Genomic DNA, 19413 nt, shown 5'->3' on the forward strand with positions numbered 1-19413 from the left:
GGTGATAACCTAGCTGAGCCATGATTGACATTCACCATCATCTTCTCTGGGGCATCGACGATGGTGCATCAACTGTCGAAACCTCGCTTGCCATGGCGAGGATGGCAGTCGCGGATGGAATTACGCACGTCGTCTGCTCGCCTCACTCGAACGCTCAGTACGACTACGAGCCAGAGGCAGTCTCCGCGCAGATTGCAGAGTTACAGCGCCTGCTCGACAGCGAACGGATCGCGCTGAAGCTAGGACGCGGATGCGACTTCCACATGTCGTACGAAAATATCGAACAGGCCCAGTCTGATCCAGCGCGTTACAGCATCAATGGCCTCGGCTACCTGCTCGTCGAGCTTCCTGATTACGGCGTGCCGACTGGCCTGACTGAGGTCTTCTACCAGATGCAGATCGCTGGCCTGACGCCGATCCTGACGCACCCCGAGCGCAACCGGACCCTGCAAACCGACCAGTCCCGCCTTCTGGACTGGCTGCGCGGTGGCATGCTCATCCAGGTCACCGCCGGTTCAGTTACAGGCCGCATGGGTAAACGAGCCCAGAAGATGGCCCACGAGCTGCTGGCCAACCGTTGGGTGCACTTCCTTGCCACCGACGCTCACAATACAACCTCGCGCCCTCCACAGATGCGGGATGCATTTGAGGCAGTCGCCAAGAAGTACGGCCCCGACTACGCCCATCTCCTATGCATCTCGAATCCGCTCGCGGCGTTTATGGGAAAACCGATGCCACCGCAGTTGGAACCGCTCAATCTCTACGTCGAATACAAAGAGAAGAGCTGGTGGCAGAGGATGAGAGAGCGCCTCAGCTGACGTTGTTTGCGACTCTATCTGTCGTTTCCTGAGATTTAGAGACCCAAACCACCATCGACAGCCAGAAGCTGCCCGGTAATGAAATGGGGTGCCGTGGCGAAGAACCTCGCCGCAGCGGCGACGTCTCCGGCAGTTCCATTGCGTTGCATGGGAGTCTTGCGCGCGAAGTGCTCATACGCCTCCTCCACTTCCCCTTGAACGATCATGCCGGGTGCGATGCAATTGACGCTGATCTCCGGCGCCCAGGCCTTGGCCATCGTCTTCGAGAGCATGTGCAAAGCGGCCTTCGAGGTGCAGTAGTGGGCATGCGTGGCCCACGGATGCAACCCGCCCAGTGACCCGACATTGATGATGCGGCCCCTTGAAGCGCGCAGGTAAGGATGGGCCGCTTTGGCCATCAGAAAAGGAGCGCGGGTGTTGGTGGCAAACATCCCATCCCACTGTTCAACCGAGATCTTTTCCAGCGCCTCGGACTGGAACAGACCAGCATTGTTGACCAGGACATCGAGCGCTCCAAACTCTTCGACAACGACGGTTACGGTCTGCTCGATGCTCTCTGGATCGCGAAGATCGCAGCGAACAGCAAATGCATCGACGTCATGCTCCGCAAGCGAAGCCACTGTAGCCTCGGCCTCCAGTTGGGAGCCGAGATAAGTGATAGCAACGTTCGCGCCACTCTCTGCGAGCGTAAGCGCGATGGCGCGGCCGATACGTTTGGCCGCGCCGGTAACCAACACTGTCTTTCCCGCCAGCGACCTATCCACGTTTGTCATGGGTTAGAGTTGCGGCGCTGGAGCGGTCTGTGTAGGCGTAGTCGTCGGAGTGGGGGAGGTGGGACGTATTGGCTCCTGAACACCCGGCTTGCGTTCCGAAGGCTTGCCCAGATTGTCCTGATAGGCCGAGACCTGCGCCTGAGGACGCAGCATGGAGACGCCAATCTGCTTCGTAGGCTGGTCGATGAGAAAATCCTGCCCATAGGTGGAGAACCCATCGGCAATCACCTGCAAGCGGACCGTGCTGCCGATCGGAACCACATCAATGACGGCCTTGCCTTCGGGATCAGTCTTGACCTCGAGATTTCCCAGATCCTTGCCATCTTTCGAAGGATTAAAGACGACCGCCGCATTGGGAATCGGCTTGCCGTTGTACTTCTTGATCACCTGCACCTCGATGTGGGCAGTCGGAGGCGGAGCCTTGTACTTTCGGCCACGATACTGGCCGAACGCCGGGGTGAGGGCTAAAAGCGCGATGCAGAGGGCGAAGACGAAGGAAGAACCTACCGTGCGGCGTGACGACATAGCGCTATTCTACGACTGAACAGCGAACTCCGACCATACCCGCCGGGCTGTCGCGAACCTTGCGTGACTTTCACTCATATTTCACAGCGATGGGTTGACAGACGTGGACTAACTGGCCTATGTTAGCAATCGGAAGGCTTGAGTGCTAACGAGCTTCGCGCTCCCCTGCCAACGGGCCCATTCCACCTAATTTCCGCGATGCCCTTGGTGTAAGTTTCCGGCGGGCTTCGCGCAATGCAACCGCGGACGGTCCCACTGTTCGCCCAATCGCAACTAAATTTGCACCAAGGAGATGTAAGCAATGTCAACGACATCATTTACACCGCTGCACGACCGTATTCTGGTCCGCCGCGTCGAAGAGGGCGAAAGCATTCGTGGCGGCATCATCATTCCGGACTCCGCAAAAGAGAAGCCGCAGCAGGGTGAAGTAATCGCCGTCGGCAAGGGCAAGTCCAACGACGAAGGCAAGGTGTTCCCGCTCGACGTGAAGGCTGGCGACAGCATCCTGTTCGGCAAATACTCCGGCACGGAGATCAAGCTGGACGGTGAAGAGCTGCTCATCATGCGTGAAGAAGAAGTCCTCGGCATCCTCAAGAAGTAAGCACGCACTTCGTGCCGTATACCGCGGCTGGCCGCCTAATCGGCGCTTCGGGCGCCTCATTCAAACACTTTCACCGGCATGAGCCGGTAACAGGAGCAACACAATGGCAAAACAGATTCTGCATGGAGAAGATTCACGTCAGGCTATCCTGCGTGGCGTCAATATTCTCGCCGACGCAGTAAAGGTAACGCTCGGTCCCAAGGGACGGAACGTCGTAATCGAGAAGAAGTTCGGTTCGCCGACGATCACCAAGGACGGCGTCACCGTAGCCAAGGAGATCGAGCTGAAGGATTCGCTCGAGAACATGGGCGCGCAGATGGTCCGCGAAGTCGCTTCGAAGACCTCGGACGTCGCCGGCGACGGCACCACGACCGCCACGGTTCTGGCCCAGGCCATCTACCGCGAGGGCGTCAAGACGGTTGCCGCCGGTGCAAACCCGATGGCGCTGAAGCGCGGCATCGATAAGGCTGTCGAGGCCATCATCGGTAAGCGCGATGAGAACGGCGTTCCCCAGGGCGGCGCTCTGAGCAAGCTGTCGAAGCCGGTTTCGGGCGACATGATTGCCCAGGTCGGCACCATCTCTGCCAACTCTGATTCGCAGATCGGCGAGATCATCGCCGCCGCGATGAAGACGGTCGGCAAGGACGGCGTCATCACCGTCGAAGAGTCGCGCACCATGGAGACACAGCTTGAGACTGTGGAAGGCATGCAGTTCGATCGCGGCTACCTCTCGCCCTACTTCGTCACCGATGCAGAGCGCATGGAAGTCTCACTCGAGAACCCCTACATCCTGATCTACGAGAAGAAGATCTCATCGATGAAGGACCTGCTGCCCCTGCTCGAGCAGATTGCCCGCACCGCCAAGCCCCTCGTCATCATTGCTGAGGACGTGGATGGTGAGGCGCTCGCAACTCTCGTCGTCAACAAGCTGCGTGGCACGCTGAACGTGGCTGCGGTCAAGGCCCCTGGCTTTGGCGATCGCCGCAAGGCCATGCTTGAGGACATCGCTGTCCTGACCGGCGGCAAGGCTGTCACAGAGGATCTCGGCATTAAGCTCGAAGGCGTGAAGATCGAAGACCTCGGCACCGCCAAGCGCGTAACCATCGACAAGGACAACACCACCATCGTCGATGGCGGCGGTGAGGGTAGCAAGCTCGAAGGCCGCGTGAAGGAAATTCGCGCCCAGATCGAGAAGACCACCTCGGACTACGACCGCGAGAAGCTGCAGGAGCGCCTGGCCAAGCTGGTTGGCGGCGTTGCAGTCATCAAGGTCGGCGCGGCTACCGAGACCGAGATGAAGGAAAAGAAGGCCCGCGTCGAGGATGCGATGCATGCAACCCGCGCGGCAGTTGAGGAAGGCATCGTCCCGGGCGGCGGCGTGGCGTTGATTCGCTGCACCAAGGCTGTCGAGGATGTCATCAAGAGCCTCGAAGGCGACGAGAAGATCGGTGCATCGATCATCCGCCGTGCGATTGAGGAGCCATTGCGCATGATCGTCTCGAACGCTGGCGAAGAGGGCGCTGTGGTCATCGGCAAGATCCACGAGTCGAAGGAGAACAACTTCGGCTACAACGCCGGAACGAACGCCTACGAGGACCTGGTGAAGGCTGGCGTCATCGATCCTACGAAGGTGACGCGCACTGCCCTGCAGAACGCGGCTTCCATCGCCGGGTTGATGCTGACCACCGAGGCCATGATCGCCGAAATTCCTGAAAAGAAGGAAGCGGCGGGCGGCGGACACGGCGGCGGCGGCGGCATGGACGGCATGTACTAAAAACCGCTGCTTTTTGAGCGAGCAAAGCCCCAGAGCGATCTGGGGCTTTTGCTGTTTTGCTGGAGCAGTATAGGATTCTCTAAATCTGTTTAGCTGGCAACAATGTACAGGAGAGGTATCCATGAGGCTTTCGCGGCGTGAGTTTTCGAAGTTAGGTGCGATGGGGCTGGCGGCACAGGTTTTGCCATCGGCAAGCTCAGAGGCGCAGGATGCGAACCGCAAGGTCGGCTATTGCGTCATCGGTCTGGGACGTATTGCGAACCACTTTATCGGTGGTGTGCAGGGCTCGTCCACGTCGCAGATTACCGGGCTGGTGAGCGGACATCGGGACAAAGCAGAGAAGTTCGCAGCGCGGCTCGGCGTACCCAAGAGCTCAATCTATAGCTACGAAGACATGGACCGGATGCGCGATAACAAGAGCATCGACGCGGTGTATGTAGCGCTGCCCAACAGTATGCATGCCGAGTACACCATCCGCTCGGCGAAGGCCGGCAAGCATGTCCTCTGCGAGAAGCCGATGTCGACCAGCGTAAGCGATGCGGAGGCGATGATTGCGGCGTGCAAGGCGGCGAATGTGAAGCTGATGATCGCCTACCGCCTGCACTACGAGCCAACCAACCTTCGCGCAATCGAACTCATCCGCCAAGGGGCACTGGGCAAGGTTCAGGTGATAGAAAGCGCGAACGGATTCTATGAGAATCTTGGCGAGTGGAGATTGAACAAAGCGATGAGCGGCGGCGGCCCGATGCTCGATGTCGGCATCTACAGCCTCAACGCCACGCGGTATCTGACCGGCGAGGAGCCCGAGAGCTTTACCGCATCGGTATCGACCATCGACCACGATGGCCGCTTCGACACGGTGGAGGAGAATACTACCTGGACGACAAAATTTCCGTCAGGCGCGCTGGCCAGTTGCTGCACGACCTATGGCGCGAACATGCGCAGCTATTACCGCGTGTATGGCTCGAAGGGATGGCTGGAGGTTGGCTCGTTCGGCTACGAGGGACTGAGGTTGCAAGCGAACTATAGCAGCGGCGGAAGAGGTACTCCAGCAACGGTGCTGGACGAGCCGAATACCGAGCCCGACCCGAAACAGTTCACCCGGCAGGCCGACCACTTTACCGAGTGCATCCTACAAAACAAGACGCCGAAGACTCCGGGCGAAGAAGGTCTGCGGGACATGCAATACATGCAGCAGATTTATAAAGCCGCGGGAGTTGTGGCGCTTTAAACAAAAACAGGCACTCGTTAACGCCGACCCTGTCTTCGATCCATGGCGATTTCTTAAGCGAGTCTTAAGCAAAATCCTCGATCATGAAAGGTTGTAGTGCAAAAAGTAGAGATATGCAGTAAAAACTGCGTAGCAAGAAAGGCTAAATTTATACCCGAATCTCAACGATGTCGCGTAGTTCGTCTGGTGCTGCGGTATGTGCGGTGGAGCACAATTGGCATCCTAGGTCTTCCTTTGGCATCTGTGCCTGCAAACGCCCAGCAAACCGATGTCGTGGCTCGGATGGCCGCCACTGAAAAGGCCGCGCGCGCGCAGGAGCGGCACTTCTCGTATCTGGCGGATGAACGCTCCACTCGGACGGGCAATCATATCTGGAAGGAAAAAGTCGTAGAGACGGACGACGGTGTGCTTCGGCGTCTGCTCGCAGTGGACGGCCGGCCCCTCGACGCGGGCCAGTCAGTTGCGGAGGAGCATCGTATCGAAGACATCGTTGCTCACCCTGATGCCTTCCGCAAGCTGAATCTCGGCCATACGGATGACGAGGTAAAAGCCACACAACTGTTGGAGATTATGCCCAGAGCTTTTCTCATCTCACCTGCTGGGGAGGAAAATGGCTGCGTTCGTTTTTCCGTTCGGCCCAACCCCGCCTTTCAGCCTTCCACTTATGAAGAGCGCATCATCCACGTCCTCGAAGGCACGGTCTCGGTCAAGGAGCCGGAGGAGCGGTTATGTGAACTGAAAGCCACAATCACGCAGCCGGTGGAGTTCGGGTTCGGCCTTCTGGGCAAGGTAAACAGCGGAGGGCGACTCGAACTGGAACGGGCGAAGGTGGACCCGCAGAATTGGAAGAGCGTGCACATCAGCGTGCATGTCGACGGTCGCATCCTTCTGCTGAAAAGTATTACGCGAGATCAGGAGACCACTCGCACCGATATCCACATCGTCCCTCAACATCTCAGCCTCGCCCAGGCGGCGAAGCTGTCCCTCCCGTGATCGGAACGATTCTCAAGGGATATTGATAACCTGAGCGCCCTTCGCTCCAAACCAGGCGACCCCGTTGCCGAGCATGGCCTGCCCGTTGTGGACGAACATGTCGTGGGGCATGGCTTGTTTGAATGCGTCAATGCAGGCTGGAGTGAAGATCAGGTCCCACTGAGCCGAAACTTCGGCTGCGGTCCGGAGCGTGCGGCCCTTGCCATTTTGATTGACGCGTAAAGGAAAATCGATATAGCGGACCGCAGTTGCGCGATCTCCAGCGAGGACGGCCTTGTAAAAGCACTGCACCCTGGCCTCGAATGCAGCATCGCTTTCGCTGGTGACACCCTCGTACCAGCGCGCATTAGCGAGGCCCTCGGAGCTTTGCTGCATTCGAAGCACGACCGGATACGAGCTGTCGTTCTTCATCCATCGGCCTTCCATGCCGACGCTGTTGTGGAAATCGAGCGGTTTGCCACCTTCGCTGCCGTTGCCTTTGAAACGCAGCGCAAACTGACCCCCCTCAGGTTCGAAAAGGACGATACCTGTACTCTGGGTTCCAGCTGTGAGGGGAATGTCCTTCAGGTCTTTCGCGTAGAAGTAGTGTCCGCCAGTGATGACACCTGCGCCGTTAACCAGCAGTGTCAAGCCAATTTTGCTTTGCCCCACACTGCCGGTAAAGCTGACTCTATTTATCCTGGCGGTGTTTTGTGCGTGCGAGATGCCAACTGCGAGGACGAGGGCAAGGACGACGATGCAGTGCATCAGTCCGCTTCTTCTCTTTCGGTTCAACCGGCACCTCCATGGGAAGGGTTAAGTGGCGCTAAGCATAACAAATGTTTAGACGCTGCACGTTAGTAGAAGAGGTGTTCCTCCGTTGCCTACCATGCGTGGTGAAAGCCGTCTCTTTGGGTTAGCTGGACCTCGGTCCGAAATAGATCGCTGAGTCTTGGTGCAGTGAGGAGTTCCTCTTTCGGGCCGTCGCCTATGATGCGGCCTTCGCGCAGTAGAAGGAGACGGTCAATCTCGGGAATGATGTCGGCGATGTGATGGGTGATGAGGAGAATGCCGGTTCCCTGCTGGGCCAGCTTGCGCAGCAGGTTACGCAGCTCGCGTTGCGCGCTGATATCGAGCGCATTGGAAGGCTCATCAAGCAACAGCATCTGCGAGGAGCCAACAAGGGCGCGGCCGATCATGATGCGGCGCTGCTGACCGGCGGACATCTCGCCCACAGGTTTGTCGATGAGATTGATAGCATCGATCTGTTCCAGAACTTCGTCTGCGCGCTCGCGCATGGCAGCCGTAACGGTGAGATTAGGCCAGAGAGTCGAACTCGAGAAGAAGCCGGTGAGCACGGCGTCGCGGCCCGTCGTATGCAGCGTGGGTTTGCCGGGAAGTTCGGCCGAGACCACGCCGAGCCGCTTTTTGAGTTCGGTCAGGTCCCAGCGCTCGCGGCCGAAGATGCTGACCCTGGTTTCCGGCTGGACGATGGGGTAGCACTCACACGTGATGGTCTTGATAAGCGTGGATTTTCCGCAGCCGTTAGGACCGAGAATGGCAATGTGCTCCCCGGTGTTGACGCTGAGATTGATGTCGTGGAGCACCATGTTGTCGCCGCGCGCTACGTTCACGTGAGTCAGTTCGAGAAAAGGTGGCATCTTATTCAGAATAGATTGTTTTGCGCGATGGAGGAATGATGAGAACTACATTCGATAGCAGCGATCAGCGGCTGGCATATGCTCTGCTGCGGATGGTGGTGGGCTTGAACCTGATGATGCATGGCGTCAGCCGAATGCTCGCAGGGACAGACAAGTTTGCAGCCCACATGGTGGGCCAGTTCACTCATTCACCGCTTCCCGGCTGGAGCGTATGGGATTTTGGCATGGTCCTGCCCGCCATGGAAGCGCTTCTGGGATTACTGCTGCTGATTGGTCTGCGAACTCGTGCGGCATTGGTCGCGGGAAGTCTGTTAATCATGGTGCTGACGTTTGGATCGGCACTGGCGCAGGACTGGCCCGCGGCCGCAACGCAATTGAACTACGCCCTCGTCTATTCAGCGCTGTTGTTCCTGCTGCGCTATAACGGCTGGTCGCTAGACGCCTGCATGGTCCGAGACGAGACCACACAGGCATCCTAGCTGGTTGTTAGCGATTGCTCATGCCCCCGAGGATGGACCCGACAATGCCGCCGACTACGCCGCCTTCAGCCTGTTCGGTGCGCTGTGTAGGCATGTATTCCATAATCTGGTGAGCGAGTTTCGAAATGGGCAGCGTCTGCAACCATACCTTGCCCGGGCCGGTAAGCGCGGCGAGGAAGACACCGTCGCCGCCGAAGATCATGTTCTTGATTCCGGGAACGCGTTGGATCTGAAAACTGACGCAGGACTGGAAGGCCCCGACGTGGCCGGGATGAACGCGCAGGGTTTCACCCGCGGCAAGATCTTTGAGAATGACTTCGCCCGAAAGTTCGAGCCACGCCGTACCCTGCCCGCTCACCTTTTGCAGAAGGAAGCCGTCGCCGCCGAAGATACCTGCTCCGAGAGATTGCTGAAAGCCCACGCCCAGTTCAATCTCCGGCGTGGCGCAGAGAAAACCGTGGCGGTGGATCATATACTCGTGGCCCGCGGCAACGTCGACGGGAAGGATGTGACCGGGAACGCGAGTGGCGAAGGCGATCTCGCCGGTTGCCCCAATGGCGCGGTACTCGGTCATGAAGAGCGAGCCACCGCCGGCGACCCGACGTATCGCTCCAAAGATTCCGCCGCCGCCGGCATGTTGGGTGTGGGTGGTCATCTGGATCGAGGCGGACATCCAGGAAAGCTCCCCGGCCTCGGAGATGATGGCGTCGTTGGGGCCGAGAGAAAATTCGAGGACGGGCATGGTGGTGCCGAGGATGCGGTTTTGCATGATTCTCCTGTGGTCGAACGAGTCGAGTCTATCGCGCCCGTGGAGTGTCCACAAACGCCATAGACGTGTACGGAGTTAAAGACTCTGCGGTTCACAGTTTGTGAGATGCGGCAAGCAGGCGGCACTTCAGCTTTGCTTAATCTTGTGATGGTGGAATGATGCTCAAATGCGGGTATTGCTGATAGAAGACGAGCGGCGGCTGGCGGAGAATGTGGCCACCGCGCTGCGCGACGGGCCGGGATTCGCGGTGGACTGCGCGGAGGATGGCTTAACCGGTCTCGATCTTGCGGGCAACCAGTGCTATGACCTGATTGTGCTCGACCTGATGCTGCCGAAGCTGGATGGCCTTGGCCTGCTCCGCAAAATACGGTCGAAGGGCGATCGCACATCGGTGCTGATTCTGACGGCAAGAGGCGAAGCGACCTCGATTGTCGAGCTGCTGAATGCGGGCGCGGACGACTATCTAAGCAAGCCCTTCGACCTGGGCGAGTTGATAGCACGGGCAAAGGCCTTGATTCGACGTGGCAAGGGCGTCGCCGATCCCGTGCTACGGCTCTCCGATCTGGAGCTGAACACCGTGGAACAGACGGTGCATCGTTCCGGCAGACCCATCGATCTTTCGCCCATGGAGTACCGCATTCTCGAGTACCTTATTCATCGCCCCCGAGTGATCGTCTCCAAGCGGGAACTGCTCGAGCATTTGTACGACTACAACTGGGAGCACCACTCCAACGTGATTGAGGCTCATGTATCGAACCTGCGCAGAAAACTCGACGCTACGACTCAGCAGCCGAGCATCGAGACGCTCCGCGGGCGCGGCTACCGGATGATGGTGGGCAAGCAGGAGAGCCAATGAGCCCGTATTCGCTGACGCGAAGGCTGGTGATCGCTGTGCTCCTGGTCGAGTTGCTGTCCGCGGTGGCGCTCACCGGGCTGGCCCTCGTCTACGAACGGCACACGCAGTTTCACGCCTTCGACATCATGCTGCGCGGACGCGCCTACTCACTGCTTGGCGCGGTACAGGATGCGGAAGATACCGCGGACAATCTGATGCTCGATGGGACAGAGCACAGCCTCCCGGTCAAAGATATCTACGAGGTCCGCGATGCAAGTGGGCGCATTCTGGGGCGCTCCGGCAACTGGAATGGACCTGGGGACAAGACTCTCAAAATTAACAACGACGGCTTCTTCCAAATCAGGATCAAGGGAAAGCACTACCGGGCCATTCAGGTGCAGGGTGTGCGCATCGTCGACCCCGGTGACAAGGGTGGAGGGATTCCAAGGCATGTCACGGTCGTTTATGGATCGGAAACTGAACATGTGTGGGACGTCATCACCGATGCGGTGCAGTTCTATGCGATCGCAAGCCTTTTGCTACTGGCCATCAGCGGTGTATTGATGTTCTGGCTGCTGAATCGTGGCCTTGATCCGCTCCGGGAACTGGCGGCGGCAGCGGCGGTCGTCTCGGTCAACTCGTGGGAGTTTGCCCCCTCCGAACGAGCACGGCAGATCAAAGAACTTGCGCCGCTGACCGGCGCGCTGGAGATTGTGCTCGATGGCTTGAGACGCTCATTCATGCAGCAACACCAGTTTGTAAGCGATGCCGCCCACGAGTTGAAGACGGCAGTTGCCGTGGCCAAGTCTTCGGTGCAACTGCTTACGATGAAACACCGGACAGCGACCGAATACGAGGCCGGTCTCGAACGATGCCAGGCGGATTGCGAGCGCATGGAAGAGATCGTCGCCAAGATGCTCACGCTGGCGCGTGTGGAAAGTCAGGACGAATCGAAGACGGTCTCCTATACAACGAATTTGAACGATTGCGTCGGAGTCGTTGCCGAGCAGCTTGCAACGGTGGCGCAGGAGAAGCGGCTGCGCATCTCGATCGTTGAAAGTGAAGTGGCGATCGTGGATGTAGCTGCCGAACAACTTCAATTGCTCTGCTCCAATCTGATTCTCAACGCCCTTCAACATAGCGTCGAAGGAGCAGAGGTGCGGGTGGCGGTGCAGGCCCACAGCCATAGCGTGGAGCTTCGCGTCGAGGATGACGGTAGCGGCATTGATCCGCAAGTCCTTCCCCACGTCTTCGACCGCTTCTATCGAAGCGATCCTTCGCGCAGCCGCAAGACAGGAGGGACCGGGTTGGGCCTCGCCATCTGCAAGGCCATCGTCAGCAAGGCGCGAGGAAGCATCGATATCACCAGCGAATTGGGACGGGGCGCCATCGTCACCGTCCGCTTCCCTCTGGAGGAAAATTGAGGGAGACGACACTCTCCATCTGTCTACGCAAGAAAATAGGTCCTTCTTCATCCTCGCTTAAGGTATGACTGGGATAGTAAAAATGGCCGGCGAATTACTTCGCCGAGTTCACCTGGAGCTTTTATGACATCGAGAAGTGTTTCCCGCATTTTGGAATTTGGAAAGCTCGCCCTCACCGCGTCTTTTGCCTGCGCGCTCCTGGCGCCGTCGGCCGCAAGCGCGCAGAAGCCTTACAGCGTTCAGACACGATGGACAGTCGGAGGCGACGGAGGCTGGGACTATCTGACCGCCGATGCCGGAGCGCATCGCCTCTACGTCACTCACGGAACCCGTGTCGAAGTTCTCGACACGAATTCGGGTAAAGTCGTTGGCAACATTCAGGGCCTGCAAGGCATTCATGGCGTCGCACTCGACAACGCCGGAAAGTACGGCTACATCAGCGACGGACGCGCAGGAGCGGTTGTGGTATTCGACCGCGCAAGTCTCAAGACGCTGGCTTCAATTCCGGTCGGCACGAATCCCGACGGAATTGTGTTTGAGCCGGTTACAAAAACAGTGTGGGCGTTCAATGGCCGCAGCAGCGATGTCTCCGTAATCGATACGGCGACGCGAAAGGTCGTTGCGACGATCGCGCTTCCTGGCAAGCCGGAGTTTCCAGTTGCAGACGGAAAAGGCACAATCTTCGACAATATTGAGACCAAAAACTCCATCGTGCGGCTGGATGCAAAGACGAAAACGCTGACCGCCACATGGCCGCTCACCAACTGCGAATCCCCTTCCGGGCTGGCGATGGACCAGGCCGGTCGACGGCTCTTCACTGTCTGCGATGGAAAAACGATGAACGTTGTCGATGCAAACTCAGGCAAGGTGCTCGCCACCCCGGCGATTGGTGATGGTCCGGATGCAGCAGCCTACGACCCAGCCCATAAGCTGGCATTTGCGTCGAATGGCGATGGCACGCTGACCGTGGTGGATGCGAGCAAAAATACCTTTCCCGTACTGCAGAATGTGGCCACCCAGAAGGGTGCGCGTACCATGTCTCTTGATACCGCCACCGGCCGCATCTATCTTGTGACTGCTGAATTCGGTCCCAAGCCTGCTGCCACGGCAACGAATCCTCGCCCACGGCCTGCCATCCTGCCAGGAAGCTTCACGGTACTTGTCGTCGGGCGTTAATGAGGTTATCTCTGGCTTCTATGCGTATTTTTGTAGCAGGAAAAGCTTTGCTCTGTATTGGTCTGGCATCCGCATCTGCTGTCGCTTCGGCGCAGCAGGTGCAGGCTGCTGGCGCCGCTGCCCCGGCCTCCGCGATTACGTTGGACCAGGCGATCAGCCGCGCCAAGGCGAACGAACCGAACTTTGCCGCGGCTATGGCAGCCAGTGGAGTCAGTAAACTTGACCGCTCGATTGCGCGATCAGCATTGCTGCCCAGCGTTATCTATCACAATCAATTTCTATACACCCAGGGAACGGGAGCGCTGACACCGGTCGGTCCCGCGGGCACGGTGCCCACGCCACGCTTTATTGCGAACAACGCCGTTCATGAGTACACCAGTCAGGGAGTGGTGAGCGAGACCATCGGGTTGCAACAATTTACGGCTCTCGCGCGCGCCTCGGCGGCCGCCTCCCTCGCCAGCGCGAACCTCGAAATTGCGCGTCGAGGACTGGTCTCGACCGTAGTTAGCCTCTTCTATACTTCACTTGCAACGGAAAACAAAGTTGCGGTCGCACAACGCGCCGCCAGCGAAGCCGACGGTTTCGTCACCCAGGCCGAGCAGCGTGAGACTGCACGCGAAGGTGCTCACGCAGACGTAGTGAAGGCGCAGCTTCAGCAGCAGCAGCGCAGTCGCGATCTGGCCGACGCTATTGTTCAGGCGCAGAAAGCGCGGCTCGATCTGGGCGTTCTGCTCTTTCCCGATCCGCGTTCGCCCTATACGCTGACGATGGCGGCCACGCCCCCGCTTCCCGCACGCACCGATGTGGAGGCTGCCGCGGCGCAGCACAATCCCGAATTGCAGAGCGCACTGGCATCGCTGCATGAGAGCAATCTTGGAGTGACGGCTGCACGCGCTGCTTATCTCCCTGACCTTTCACTCGACTTCGCTTACGGCATCGATGCGGCACAGTTCGCAACCAGGAACCCTGAGGGCTTTCGCAACCTCGGCTACTCAGCGACCGCCACGCTCGACATTCCCGTTTGGGACTGGTTTGCGACACAGCATAGGGTCAAACAGAGTCAGATCCTTCAGCACGCTGCTCGCGTCGTATTGAGCTCGACACAACGCCAATTAATCGCGCAGCTCGATGAGTTCTACGCCGAAGCCGTCACCGCACGCGGCCAGCTCGAATCGCTCAATCTCAGTGTCCAGACCGCAGCCGAAAGCTTGCGGCTCACCCGGCTTCGCTACACTGCCGGGGAGGCCACGGTGCTCGAAGTTGTCGATGCGGAGAACTCGCTCACCACGGCAGAGCTAGCCCGCGAAGACGGAACGATCCGCTACCAGATCTCGCTTGCCAATCTCCAGCTTCTGACAGGAACAATCTAAAACCATGAAGCCCTCTCACCCCGTCCGATCGGCCCTGCACGCAGTTGCATCTTCCGCCATCGTATTTTTTCTACCCCTTGGTTGCACAAAGCCGGAGGCCCCGCCCACGCCTGAGGTATATGTCCAGGCCGCTCATCCATCGCAGGGCACCATCTCCGAGCAGATCACCGCAGATGCTACGCTCGCGCCGCTGGCACAGGCCGCCATCTCGCCGAAGATCACCGCTCCTGTAAAGAAGTTCTACGTTCAGCGCGGCTCTCACGTAAAAGCCGGACAGCTTCTGGTTACGCTGGAGAACAGCGACCTGCAAGCCGCGGCGCTCGATAACAAGGGAAGCTATACAGCTGCGCAGGGCGCTTATGCAACTGAGACGCGTGCGCAGGTTCCGGCAAATCTTATCAAGGCGCAAACGGACCTCGCACAGGCCAAGGCTAATCTCGATCTGAACCAGAGCATCGTCAATGGACGTTCGCAGCTCTTCGCTCAGGGCGCGATTCCCGGCCGCGACCTAGATACCGCGAAGGCCGCGCTTGTTCAGGCGCAGGCAGCCTACGACATCGCCAGGCAAAGCCTCGATGCAATTCAACAGGTTGCGGGCAAGGCTGCTCTCGAGAGCGCCCAAGGCCAGCTTACTTCTGCCAAAGGAAAATATCTCGGCGCAGAGGCCCAGTTGAGTTACACCGAGATCCGCAGCCCCATCAACGGCGTGGTCACCGACCGCTCTCTGTTCGCCGGAGAGACCGCACCCGCAGGCGCAGCCGTCGTTACTGTCATGGATACCTCTGCTCTGCTTGCCAAACTGCACATCTCGCAGATGCAGGCGCAGCAGCTCTCACTCGGCGCGGCCGCCACCATCACCATTCCCGGCGTCACCGAGCCAGTCCCGGCCAAGGTCTCGCTCATAAGTCCAGCCCTCGATCCCGGCAGCACCACCGTCGAAGTATGGCTGCGACTTGAGAATCCGAAGGGCCGCTTCAAAGCGGGAACCCCGGTGCATACCACCATTACTGGCCGCACCGCGACCAATGCGCTTCTCATTCCCGCCGAAGCCGTCCAGACCGCGCAGGACGGCTCTTCAAAATCCGTCATGGTCATCGGACCGGACAGCACCGCCCATCATCAGGCTGTTGCGCTGGGCATCCAGACTCCTGAAAACGTTCAAATACTCAGTGGCGTCACTGCCTCCGATATGGTCATCACCGCTGGTGCCTATGCCATGGACGATGGCACCAAAGTAAAGATCGGCAAACCGCCCGCCGAGAGCGCTGCTCCTAAAACCAAGGGCGGTGACGACTGATGACTGCGCCCGAAAAGCAAACTTCGGCCGCCGAATCTTTCTGGCTCTCGCGCGCCGCCAAGCCAATCTTCTTCTTCCTCATCGTCCTGACCTTCGCCGGGGTTTACGCCGCGTTTCAGGTGCCGATCTCCGTCTTCCCGATGACCAACTTTCCCCGTGTGGTCATCGGCATCGACAACGGCGTCATGCCAGTCGAGCAGATGCAGGTCACCATCACCAAGCCGATTGAGGATGCCATCAACAGCGTCCCCGGCCTGCTCACGGTACGCAGCACAACCAGCCGCGGGTCAGCCGAGATCAGTCTCTTCTTCGACTGGAACGTCGATATGTACCGCACACTCCAGCTCACCGATGCGGCGCTCGCCAAGGTGCAGCAGGCGTTGCCCCCCACAGCACGCATCACGACCAACCGCCTCACCTTCGCCACCTTCCCCATCCTTGGCTACGCGCTCACCGCCGAAAACCGTGGCAAAGACACCGTCTCGCAGACGCGTCTCTGGGAGATCGCAACCTACGATCTGAAGCCACCCTTGAACCGCGTCCTCGGCGTCAGCACGGTCGTCGTTCAGGGCGGACAGGTCCCCGAGTTCCAGATCACTCCCAATCTCGCCCGCCTCCAGACCGCCGGCGTCACGCTTCTCGACCTCGTCAATGCCGTCCAGGCTTCCAACATCATCGATTCGCCCGGCCTGTACGAAGCCGACCACAAACTCATTCTCGGGCTCGTCGGGGCGCAGGCACACGACGCCTCCGAACTAGGCAACCTCGTCGTCAAAACCACCACCGGGGGCGCCCCCGTCCGCGTCTCCGATGTCGCCACCGTCGAGCCGTCAACCATGCCCGTCTACACGATGGTCACGGCGGATGGTAAGCCCTCCGTTCTCCTCAACATCGCGCGCCAACCGGACAGCAACACTGTCTCCGTAGCCAATGCCATCGCCGCAAAGATCGATTCGCTCAAGTCGGTCCTTCCGCCCGGCGTCAAACTGGAACCCTTCTACGACCAATCCGAACTCGTTCGCGAAAGCATCGCCAGCGTCCGCGACGCCATCCTCATCGGTCTCTTTCTCGCCTGCGTCGTCCTCTTCCTCTTCCTTCGCGACTGGACCTCCTCACTCATCGCTGGTCTCGTCATTCCTGTCACCGTCGCAGTCACAATCCTTTTTCTCTGGATCATCGGACAAAGCTTCAACCTGATGACCCTCGGCGGCCTCGCCGCAGCCATCGGCCTTGTCATCGATGACGCCATCGTTGTTGTCGAGGGCATCGTCGTCCATCGCGACTCCGGCGAAACGCGCATCACCGCCGTCCGAAAAGCCCTGCACGAACTCTCCACCCCGCTCGTCTTCTCCACGCTCACTCCGGTCGTCGTCTTCCTCCCGCTCATCTCAGTCACAGGAGTTACAGGCAGCTTCTTCCGCGCGCTTGCCGTCACCATGACGGCGGCCCTGCTCACCTCGCTCGCGCTCGCGCTCAGTTGGACACCTGCCCTCTCGCTCACCATTCTTCGCAAATCTAAAAAGACCGTCGCCGACCCAGCTCCGGATTCCGCAACAGTACTTGCCGATCCGCCCTCCGAGCACACATCGCCACTCGAGAGCCACGAAGAGAACGGCCCCCTCATGCGCCGCATCCTCCACGCTCACGAGCGGTCCCTCTCCTGGGCATTGTCTCGTCCGCTCGCCCTCGCCGGTATCTGCGTCCTGCTTGTTGTCGGTGCATACTTTGGCTACAACGCTCTCGGCTCCGACCTCCTCCCCGCAATGGATGAAGGCGCCTTCGTCCTTGACTACCTCATGCCCGCCGGCAGTTCCCTTGTGGAGACCAACAAGGTTCTCCTTCAGGTCGAGCAGATACTGCACAACACGCCCGAAGTCGAAATCACATCCCGCCGCACCGGCATGCAGATGGGATTGGCTCCCGTTACCGAAGCCAATACAGGAGACTTCACCGTCCGTCTGAAATCAAAGCGCTCGCGCAGCATCGACGAAATCATGGCCGACGTCCGCCAGCAGATCAAAACCAGCGTGCCTCAGCTAGACGTCGAGTTCACGCAGGTCCTTCAGGACATGATCGGCGATCTCTCCAACTCACCCGAGCCGATACAGATTAAACTCTTTTCCTCCGACACAACGCTTCTCAACCAACTCGCCCCCCGTGTGGCCGACGCCATAGGCAAGATCCCAGGCGTTGTCGATATCCAAAATGGTGTCGACAACACCATCAGCGGTCCAGCCACTAACTTTCAAATCGATCCCGTCGTCGCCGGACGTCTCGGCTTCACGCCCACCGAAGTCGCCGAAGACGCCACCTCCATCCTCGATGGTCTGCCCACCACGAATCCGATCATTCTCAATGGCCGCCCCTACACCATCCGCGTCCGGCTTCCCGACGCCAACCGCGCCTCGCTCGATGCCATCGAGAACACGGTCTTCAACAGCAGCACCGGCCACACCGCAACCCTCGGCTCAATGGCGAAGGTCGAAGCCCTCCCCCCTCAGAACGAAATCCTCAGAGAGAACCTGCAGCGGCTCGTCACCGTCAGCGGACGCCTTGAAGGCTCCAACCTCGGCGGCGCGATGGTGCAGGTCAAACAAGCCGTCGCCAACCTCAATATCCCAGCCAGCGTCCGCGTCGAGTACGGAGGCACCTATCAGGAGCAGCAGAAGTCCTTCCACGATCTCGCTCGCGTCCTCATCCTCGCGCTCGCCCTTGTCTTCGGTGTTCTCCTCGCAGAATTCCGCAACTTCTCTGCCCCCATCGCCATCCTCACCAGCTCTATCCTCTCGATCACCGGTGTCGTCGTCGCCCTGCTCATCACCGGCACCATCTTCAACGTTGCCAGCTTCATGGGGCTCATCATGGTCATCGGAATCGTGGCCAAGAACGGCATCCTGCTTCTCGATGCCGACGAGAAGGCGCGCGCCACTGGCATCAATGCGCGCGACGCCATGCTCCACGCCGCCCAGCGACGGCTTCGTCCCATCATCATGACCGCCATCGCCGCAATCTGCGGTATGCTGCCGCTGGCCTTCGCCCTCGGTGCAGGCTCACAGATGCTCCAGCCGCTGGCCATCGCCGTCATCGGCGGCCTTTTACTGTCGGTCCTTCTAAGCCTGATCGTCACCCCGGTGATCTACTACATCCTCACCAGCAAGCGCCACGATCAAACAACCGCCCAGGCTTAGGAAAATCTCCGCTCAGGTCCTAGTCTTAAAGGACCACGCCTTCACAGGTTGCACAAAACATTGCTTCGCTTAAGGGCACGGCTTCAGCCGTGCCATAAGCGCTCTGTCTTTTAAGGGGCTTTAGCCCTGAGGTAGGGTCTCAAAGAGTTTGATCCGGCAAAGCTGCCTTAGTCTCCACAACAAAGCTCTTCACAATAACGCCTTCCGTCTCAAAGTGCGTCACCCGATGGTCTGTACTATGCCCCATAAAAACAGCCTTGCGCAGAAGCGTAATCAGCGGCCGCGAGCTTTCGGGAAACCACCGATCGGCAGCCTGGTCCCAATCGACCACGAGGTTGTAAGTCACATCGCACTTGGGGCAATTCAGCGGAGTATCCAACCAGCGATGAAATGCGCCCGTCGGCAACTTGCCCACCGGGTCGGTGCCCGAACGAATCGCTGCAATCTTCAGGTTCATTGATCTTCAGCTTAACATTCGCGCCATCCTTCGTTTCATCCGGGCAATGGCAGAATGCGAACG

18 protein-coding genes are annotated in these 19413 nt (G+C 59.0%); 12 read left to right on the plus strand and 6 right to left on the minus strand.

The genetic code is table 11. The annotated features are described in order from the left end of the window. The first annotated feature begins 20 nt into the window (after positions 1-20). Complete coding sequence (locus tag P4G45_RS10235; RefSeq protein WP_348266380.1) at positions 21-818, plus strand: CpsB/CapC family capsule biosynthesis tyrosine phosphatase; 798 nt, start codon at positions 21-23, stop codon at positions 816-818. A 35-nt stretch (positions 819-853) separates the two neighbouring features. On the opposite strand, the gene P4G45_RS10240 is transcribed toward P4G45_RS10235, so the two are convergent. Both P4G45_RS10240 and P4G45_RS10245 read right to left on the minus strand, forming a co-directional pair. Beyond that, the gene (locus P4G45_RS10240; RefSeq protein ID WP_348266381.1) at positions 854-1591 is read right to left on the minus strand and encodes an SDR family oxidoreductase; all 738 of its coding nucleotides are present in this window, start codon (positions 1589-1591) and stop codon (positions 854-856) included. Between the two features lie 3 nt (positions 1592-1594). Beyond that, positions 1595-2116, minus strand: a complete 522-nt coding sequence (locus tag P4G45_RS10245) for a hypothetical protein (RefSeq protein ID WP_348266382.1) — start codon at positions 2114-2116, stop codon at positions 1595-1597. Positions 2117-2417: 301 nt separating this feature from the next. Between P4G45_RS10245 and groES the strand changes: the two genes are divergently transcribed. The 4 genes from groES to P4G45_RS10265 all read left to right on the plus strand — a co-directional run bounded on the left by groES (position 2418) and on the right by P4G45_RS10265 (position 6715). Further along, complete coding sequence (gene groES, locus P4G45_RS10250) at positions 2418-2717, plus strand: co-chaperone GroES (protein ID WP_348266383.1); 300 nt, start codon at positions 2418-2420, stop codon at positions 2715-2717. Between the two features lie 103 nt (positions 2718-2820). Beyond that, entirely contained in the window at positions 2821-4491 is a 1671-nt protein-coding gene (gene groL, locus P4G45_RS10255; RefSeq protein ID WP_348266384.1) for a chaperonin GroEL, read from the plus strand. Positions 4492-4612: 121 nt separating this feature from the next. Next, the gene (locus tag P4G45_RS10260; protein WP_348266385.1) at positions 4613-5722 is read left to right on the plus strand and encodes a Gfo/Idh/MocA family oxidoreductase; all 1110 of its coding nucleotides are present in this window, start codon (positions 4613-4615) and stop codon (positions 5720-5722) included. A gap of 234 nt (positions 5723-5956) precedes the next feature. Beyond that, a complete protein-coding gene (locus tag P4G45_RS10265) occupies positions 5957-6715 on the plus strand; it encodes a hypothetical protein (protein WP_348266386.1) in 759 nt (252 codons plus the stop codon). 12 nt (positions 6716-6727) lie between these two features. Here the strand turns inward: P4G45_RS10265 and P4G45_RS10270 are convergent, their stop codons facing one another. Next, positions 6728-7489: a hypothetical protein gene (locus P4G45_RS10270; protein WP_348266387.1), complete on the minus strand. Its 762-nt coding sequence runs from the start codon at positions 7487-7489 to the stop codon at positions 6728-6730. Between the two features lie 89 nt (positions 7490-7578). After that, positions 7579-8355, minus strand: coding sequence for an ATP-binding cassette domain-containing protein (locus P4G45_RS10275; RefSeq protein ID WP_348266388.1), 777 nt, complete (start codon positions 8353-8355; stop codon positions 7579-7581). A gap of 35 nt (positions 8356-8390) precedes the next feature. On the opposite strand from P4G45_RS10275, the gene P4G45_RS10280 reads away from it, so the two are divergent. Beyond that, complete coding sequence (locus P4G45_RS10280) at positions 8391-8834, plus strand: MauE/DoxX family redox-associated membrane protein (RefSeq protein ID WP_348266389.1); 444 nt, start codon at positions 8391-8393, stop codon at positions 8832-8834. A gap of 7 nt (positions 8835-8841) precedes the next feature. Here P4G45_RS10280 and P4G45_RS10285 read toward each other — a convergent pair whose 3' ends face one another. Further along, complete coding sequence (locus P4G45_RS10285) at positions 8842-9603, minus strand: TIGR00266 family protein (RefSeq protein ID WP_348266390.1); 762 nt, start codon at positions 9601-9603, stop codon at positions 8842-8844. A gap of 166 nt (positions 9604-9769) precedes the next feature. Between P4G45_RS10285 and P4G45_RS10290 the strand changes: the two genes are divergently transcribed. The 6 genes from P4G45_RS10290 (at position 9770) to P4G45_RS10315 (ending at position 18893) form a co-directional block, all read left to right on the plus strand. Continuing rightward, positions 9770-10459, plus strand: coding sequence for a response regulator transcription factor (locus tag P4G45_RS10290; protein ID WP_348266391.1), 690 nt, complete (start codon positions 9770-9772; stop codon positions 10457-10459). After that, on the plus strand, positions 10456-11862 hold the full coding sequence (locus P4G45_RS10295) for a HAMP domain-containing sensor histidine kinase (protein ID WP_348266392.1): 1407 nt from the start codon (positions 10456-10458) through the stop codon (positions 11860-11862). The genes P4G45_RS10290 and P4G45_RS10295 overlap by 4 nt, the downstream gene beginning before the upstream one ends. Before the next feature lie 150 nt (positions 11863-12012). After that, positions 12013-13038 carry a YncE family protein gene (locus P4G45_RS10300; RefSeq protein ID WP_348266393.1) on the plus strand — a complete coding sequence of 342 codons (1026 nt, stop codon included), beginning with the start codon at positions 12013-12015 and terminating at the stop codon, positions 13036-13038. Between the two features lie 20 nt (positions 13039-13058). Then, a complete protein-coding gene (locus P4G45_RS10305) occupies positions 13059-14408 on the plus strand; it encodes a TolC family protein (RefSeq protein WP_348266394.1) in 1350 nt (449 codons plus the stop codon). Between the two features lie 4 nt (positions 14409-14412). Beyond that, entirely contained in the window at positions 14413-15705 is a 1293-nt protein-coding gene (locus P4G45_RS10310) for an efflux RND transporter periplasmic adaptor subunit (protein ID WP_348266395.1), read from the plus strand. Beyond that, a complete protein-coding gene (locus tag P4G45_RS10315) occupies positions 15705-18893 on the plus strand; it encodes an efflux RND transporter permease subunit (protein ID WP_348266396.1) in 3189 nt (1062 codons plus the stop codon). Before P4G45_RS10310 ends, P4G45_RS10315 begins: the two co-directional genes overlap by 1 nt. 139 nt (positions 18894-19032) lie before the next feature. Here P4G45_RS10315 and P4G45_RS10320 read toward each other — a convergent pair whose 3' ends face one another. Continuing rightward, entirely contained in the window at positions 19033-19350 is a 318-nt protein-coding gene (locus tag P4G45_RS10320; RefSeq protein ID WP_348266397.1) for a hypothetical protein, read from the minus strand. Positions 19351-19413 lie beyond the last annotated feature (63 nt).

Origin of the sequence: Edaphobacter paludis, assembly GCF_039993895.1 — a bacterium.
In the GTDB taxonomy this organism is placed as follows: Bacteria; Acidobacteriota; Terriglobia; order Terriglobales; family Acidobacteriaceae; genus Edaphobacter; species Edaphobacter paludis.

Excerpts from the sequence above, each read along its gene's own strand:
- P4G45_RS10315 (WP_348266396.1), top strand. The coding sequence starts at position 15,705 with ATGACTGCGCCCGAAAAGCAAACTTCGGCCGCCGAATCTTTCTGGCTC.
- P4G45_RS10260 (WP_348266385.1), top strand. The coding sequence starts at position 4,613 with ATGAGGCTTTCGCGGCGTGAGTTTTCGAAGTTAGGTGCGATGGGGCTG.
- P4G45_RS10310 (WP_348266395.1), top strand. The coding sequence starts at position 14,413 with ATGAAGCCCTCTCACCCCGTCCGATCGGCCCTGCACGCAGTTGCATCT.
- P4G45_RS10305 (WP_348266394.1), top strand. The coding sequence starts at position 13,059 with ATGCGTATTTTTGTAGCAGGAAAAGCTTTGCTCTGTATTGGTCTGGCA.
- P4G45_RS10240 (WP_348266381.1), bottom strand. The coding sequence starts at position 1,591 with ATGACAAACGTGGATAGGTCGCTGGCGGGAAAGACAGTGTTGGTTACC.
- groES (WP_348266383.1), top strand. The coding sequence starts at position 2,418 with ATGTCAACGACATCATTTACACCGCTGCACGACCGTATTCTGGTCCGC.
- P4G45_RS10290 (WP_348266391.1), top strand. The coding sequence starts at position 9,770 with ATGCGGGTATTGCTGATAGAAGACGAGCGGCGGCTGGCGGAGAATGTG.
- groL (WP_348266384.1), top strand. The coding sequence starts at position 2,821 with ATGGCAAAACAGATTCTGCATGGAGAAGATTCACGTCAGGCTATCCTG.
- P4G45_RS10280 (WP_348266389.1), top strand. The coding sequence starts at position 8,391 with ATGATGAGAACTACATTCGATAGCAGCGATCAGCGGCTGGCATATGCT.
- P4G45_RS10245 (WP_348266382.1), bottom strand. The coding sequence starts at position 2,116 with ATGTCGTCACGCCGCACGGTAGGTTCTTCCTTCGTCTTCGCCCTCTGC.
- P4G45_RS10235 (WP_348266380.1), top strand. The coding sequence starts at position 21 with ATGATTGACATTCACCATCATCTTCTCTGGGGCATCGACGATGGTGCA.
- P4G45_RS10275 (WP_348266388.1), bottom strand. The coding sequence starts at position 8,355 with ATGCCACCTTTTCTCGAACTGACTCACGTGAACGTAGCGCGCGGCGAC.
- P4G45_RS10295 (WP_348266392.1), top strand. The coding sequence starts at position 10,456 with ATGAGCCCGTATTCGCTGACGCGAAGGCTGGTGATCGCTGTGCTCCTG.
- P4G45_RS10285 (WP_348266390.1), bottom strand. The coding sequence starts at position 9,603 with ATGCAAAACCGCATCCTCGGCACCACCATGCCCGTCCTCGAATTTTCT.
- P4G45_RS10320 (WP_348266397.1), bottom strand. The coding sequence starts at position 19,350 with ATGAACCTGAAGATTGCAGCGATTCGTTCGGGCACCGACCCGGTGGGC.